Here is a 4403-nt window from a genome sequence, read left to right on the forward strand (position 1 = left end):
GGCCGGCCGGCAGCTCGGGCAGCGGCTGGCGCATCTACGCGGCCGTGATGTCGTTGTCGCCGGGCTGCCCCGCGGGGGCATTCCCGTCGCGTTCGAGGTGGCGCGGGTGCTGGAGGCCCCGCTGGACGTCATCCTCGTCCGCAAGCTCGGTGTCCCCTTCCAGCCTGAGCTCGCGATGGGGGCCATCGCCGAGGGTGGGGTGCGGGTCGTCAACGAGGAGGCCCGGCGGCTGGCCAACGTGGGGCCGGACGAGTTCGCCGCGGTTCAGGCGCGCGAGTTGGTGGAGCTTGATCGTCGGGCCCGGCGGTTCCGGAACGGCCGGCCAAGGATCCCGCTCGCCGGGCGGACGGTGGTCGTGGTGGACGACGGGATCGCGACCGGATCGACGGCCTCTGCCGCGTGCCAGGTCGTGCGGGCCCAGGGAGCCACCCACGTGGTGCTGGCGACCCCCGTTGCCCCCCGTGACCGGATCGGCTGGCTGCGCCGGCAGGCAGACGAGGTGGTCTGCGTCCAGACGCCCGACGCCTTCTTCGGTATCGGCGAGTTCTACGCGGACTTCTCCCAGACACCGGACGAGGAGGTCGTCGACCTGCTGCGCCGGGCCGCGCTGACGATGCCGGTCGGCGGCGCGGTAGCCGACCCGTCCGGCGGCGACGTCGAGGTCGACATCCCCGTCGGTCGAGTGCGGCTCGCTGGTCGGCTCACCGTGCCCGACCAGTCCCGGGGAGTGGTCGTCTTCGCCCACGGCAGCGGCAGCAGTCGGCACAGCCCACGTAACCAGTTCGTGGCCCGCGACCTCAGTGCCGCGGGGCTCGCGACCCTGCTGTTCGACCTGCTCACCCCGGACGAGGAGCGTGACCGGGCGAACGTGTTCGACATCAGGCTGCTTGCCCGGCGGCTGATCGATGTGACCGGTTGGCTGCGCGGCCAACCGGTCACGGCTGCCCTCCCCATTGGTTACTTCGGCGCCAGCACCGGCGCCGCCGCGGCGCTGCGGGCCGCAGCGGAAGGGGGGTTCCCCGTCGCGGCCGTCGTGTCGCGGGGCGGCCGACCGGACCTGGCCGCGGCGCAGCTGACCGCGGTACGTGCCCCGACGTTGCTCATCGTCGGTGCGCGGGACGATCTGGTCCTCGAGCTGAACCGGCAGGCCCAGGCCCGACTGCTGGGCTGCGAGAACCGGCTGGCGATCGTCCCGGGCGCCACGCACCTGTTCGCCGAGCCGGGTGCCCTGGAGCAGGCGGCCGCGCTCGCGCGTGACTGGTTCGTCGATCACCTGGCGTTGGCCGGCCATCCCGGTCGCGCCTGACCGGGTACTGACCCGCTCTCCGCGCGACGCCGGGCGATGCGTGCCCACCCGGGCGACACTCTGGTGATCCACCGTAACACCACCCGGCAGCCGGATCGACTCGGCAAGATCTTCGAGGTGCGCTCGGCGGCTGGGGATCCGCCGTTTGCGGTCCGCTGGTCCGGCACGGGGCACGTCAGCTTCGTCTACCCGGGTCCGGATGCCGAGATCCGTCACCGCGACGAGGAGGCATGCGGCGGGGCCGGCTGAGCGGCCCGGATCAGGCCTGGTCGACGACCCGCCCCGCATCGAGGGCGAGGATGCGGTCGGCGAGAACCTCGGCGTCCGTGGGATCGTGCGTGACGATGAGCACCGGAGCCGCCAGCGTCGGTAGCACATTGTGCAGGAAGGACCTGACCTCGCGGCGGGTCGCGGTGTCGAGCGCGGCGAGCGGTTCGTCGAGCAGCAGCAGTCCGGGCCCTGGTGCCAGCGCCCGCGCGAGCGCCACCCGTTGCCCCTGGCCGCCGGACAGGGCATCCGGTCGCCGGTCGCCGAGATGGCCGATTCCGAACCGTTCCAGCCAGGTGTCCGCGGACGCCCGGGCGTGCCGCCGGCCCTGGCCGAGGCGGGCCCGCAGGCCGAAGGCGATGTTGTCGCGGGCCCGCAGGTGTGGGAACAGCAGGTAGTCCTGGAAGACCATGCCGACCGGCCGCTGTTCGGACGGGACGAAGCGGTGCTCGGCCGGGTCGTCGAGAACCTCGCCGGCGAGGGTGATCCGGCCCTCGTCGAGCGGGAGGAGGCCGGCCAGGGCCCGCAGCAGCGTGCTCTTGCCCGCCCCGCTGCGGCCGAGGACGGCGACCGTCTCCCCCCGCGCCACGCTGACCTCGACGTCGAGCACGAACTGGCCCCGTCGCACCGTCATCAGCGCGCTGAGCCCGCCTGACGCCGGATCCAGGCCGGGGGCGGAGGGCGCCGCCCGCGCCGAATCTCCGGTGACGGTGTTCACGGGGTGCCCTGTGTTCACGGGATGCTCCGCTCGAGCGCATCCGGGGCGGCGCCACGCGTTCCCCGGTTGCGTAAAATTCGCCGGGTGCCGGGGAACCACCGGCCCCGCAGCGCCACCAGAACCCCGACGCAGACCGCGAGCAGTACGAGTGACAGCGCGATGGCGGTGTCCGAGTCCGTCTCCAGCGCCAGGTAGACCGCGAGCGGCGTGGTCCGGGTGGTCCCGGGGAAGTTGCCGGCGAACGTGATCGTGGCCCCGAACTCGCCGAGGGCGCGGGCCCAGCACAGCGCCGCGCCGGCGGCCACCGCCGGCGCCGTCATCGGCATGGTGACTCGGCGAAACGTCATCCATGGCCCGGCGCCGAGGGTGGCGGCGGCGTCCTCGAACCGCCGATCGGCGCTGTTCAGCGCGCCCTCGACGGACACGACGAGGAACGGCATGGCCACGAAGGTCTGCGCGATCACCACGCCGACGCTGGTGAACGGGATGGTGATGCCGAACCAGCCATCGAGGTACTGGCCGACGATGCCGCGCCGACCCAGTACCAGAAGTAGGGCCACGCCGCCGACCACTGGCGGCAGCACGAGCGGGAGGGTGACCAGGGCGCGCAGCAGAGACCGGCCGGGAAAACGCGTGCGGGCCAGCAGCCAGGCCAGGGGGACACCGAACAGCAGCGACAGCGCGGTCGTGGCGGTGGCCGTCTCCACCGACAGGAGAAGGGCCTGCCGGACCGCGATCTCGGTGAGCAGATCGGGCAGGGCGGACCAGGGAGCGCGGACGAGCAGGCCGACGAGCGGCAGGAGCAGGAACAGGCCAGCGATCCCGGCCGGCACCAGCAGCGCCCAGGACATCCGGCGGCGCGTTTCCCGGCGAACCGTGCGGCGTGGATGTCCGCCGGTCCGCGGGTCACCCGGCCGGGGTGCCCGATCGCGCGGGCCGAACCGGCCGTGCGGGCCGACAGCCCGTTGCTCCGGCTGACCCCCTCGAAGGAGCGAACCGCCGAGGGTCGACACGGCGGGCAGGCCCTTCTCGCTGATCGGGGTCAACGATGCTCGGGAAGCTCGATGACGACGTTGGTCGACTTCACCGCGCCGACCGCGAGGACGCCAGCTTCCAGCCCGAGTTCGTCGGCGGCCTCCCGGCTCATGAGCGAGACCAGGCGATGCGGGCCGGCCTGGATCTCGACCTGGGCCATCACCGTGTCGCGCACCACGCGGGTGATAATCCCGGGGAAGCGGTTACGCGCGGATTCGGCGACGACCGGCGTCTGGGCGGCGGTCTGTTCGGTCGCCAGATCCTCGGCGAATCCGGCCAGGGTGCCGCCTTCGATCGCCCGGCGGCCGGCGTCGTCCAGGACGGTTGGCAGTCGGCCGCTGTCCGCCCACCGGCGGATGGTGTCGTCGCTGACACCGAGCAGCGCGGCGGCCTCGCTGATCCGGAATCTCGGCATGGGGTGATCGTACCCGCATCTTCGGGAGAACTGCGACGCATGATCCGAAATTACGGAGAAATTACAGAGAAATATCCGCTCCTGCGGGTTGGGCGGCGAGGTGGTCGGATTGACGGGACCGTGTCCTCGACCGACCCGATGCCGGCCGGATGACCGGTTGGCGCATCACGATCCGGTCCGGCGGGGCACGATGCGGAGGTTGCCCTTCTCGGCCCGACTCGTCCCCTGCCCGACTCGCCACTCCTGGAGCACCCGTGACACCGCTCGCTTCCAAACCGACCGCCACCGCCACCACGTCCTACGGTGACCCGGTCGCCGGCCCCGTGCGGATCAACGCGTGCGCTGCTCGTGGCGGGTGATCGGGTGCTGCTCGCCAACGAGCGTGGCCAGAAGTCGTTCCACTTGCCGGGAGGCCGGGTTGAGCCGGGGGAGACCGTGCAGGCGGCGCTGCGCCGGCTGCTGAACGAGCAGGCCGGTATCGAACTGGACTACCTGACGTTCGTGGGCGGCATCGAGAGCATCTCGATCGAACGCGGTGAGCGGACGGGGGTGCTCGACGTCGTCTTCGCCGCTGACCGGTCGTGGGGCGCCGACTTCGGGAGCAGGTTGAATGATCTCGACATCGTCTCGGTGTCCCTTGGGAGCCTGCTCGACCTGGAACT

6 protein-coding genes are annotated in these 4403 nt (G+C 72.2%); 3 read left to right on the forward strand and 3 right to left on the reverse strand.

Annotation, left to right across the window (positions count from 1 at the left end; translation table 11 throughout):
• Nucleotides 1-1306: phosphoribosyltransferase family protein (locus AC08ON_RS13535; protein ID WP_476617094.1), on the forward strand; the 1306-nt coding region annotated here is incomplete at its 5' end.
• Nucleotides 1307-1342: 36 nt separating this feature from the next.
• Nucleotides 1343-1555 (forward strand): DUF1918 domain-containing protein, encoded by a 213-nt coding sequence (locus AC08ON_RS13540; protein ID WP_476607872.1) that lies wholly within the window; start codon nucleotides 1343-1345, stop codon nucleotides 1553-1555.
• A gap of 10 nt (nucleotides 1556-1565) precedes the next feature.
• Here AC08ON_RS13540 and AC08ON_RS13545 read toward each other — a convergent pair whose 3' ends face one another.
• From AC08ON_RS13545 to AC08ON_RS13555, 3 genes are all read right to left on the reverse strand, one after another.
• Nucleotides 1566-2309: an ABC transporter ATP-binding protein gene (locus AC08ON_RS13545; protein ID WP_476611434.1), complete on the reverse strand. Its 744-nt coding sequence runs from the start codon at nucleotides 2307-2309 to the stop codon at nucleotides 1566-1568.
• A complete protein-coding gene (locus AC08ON_RS13550) occupies nucleotides 2306-3142 on the reverse strand; it encodes an ABC transporter permease (RefSeq protein ID WP_476607870.1) in 837 nt (278 codons plus the stop codon). Before AC08ON_RS13550 ends, AC08ON_RS13545 begins: the two co-directional genes overlap by 4 nt.
• 191 nt (nucleotides 3143-3333) lie before the next feature.
• A complete protein-coding gene (locus tag AC08ON_RS13555; RefSeq protein ID WP_476607869.1) occupies nucleotides 3334-3741 on the reverse strand; it encodes a TOBE domain-containing protein in 408 nt (135 codons plus the stop codon).
• A gap of 303 nt (nucleotides 3742-4044) precedes the next feature.
• Here AC08ON_RS13555 and AC08ON_RS13560 point away from each other — a divergent pair.
• Nucleotides 4045-4403: NUDIX hydrolase (locus tag AC08ON_RS13560; RefSeq protein ID WP_476607868.1), on the forward strand; the 359-nt coding region annotated here is incomplete at its 3' end.

The sequence above is a fragment of the Frankia sp. CoWAU3 genome, from assembly GCF_977971855.1.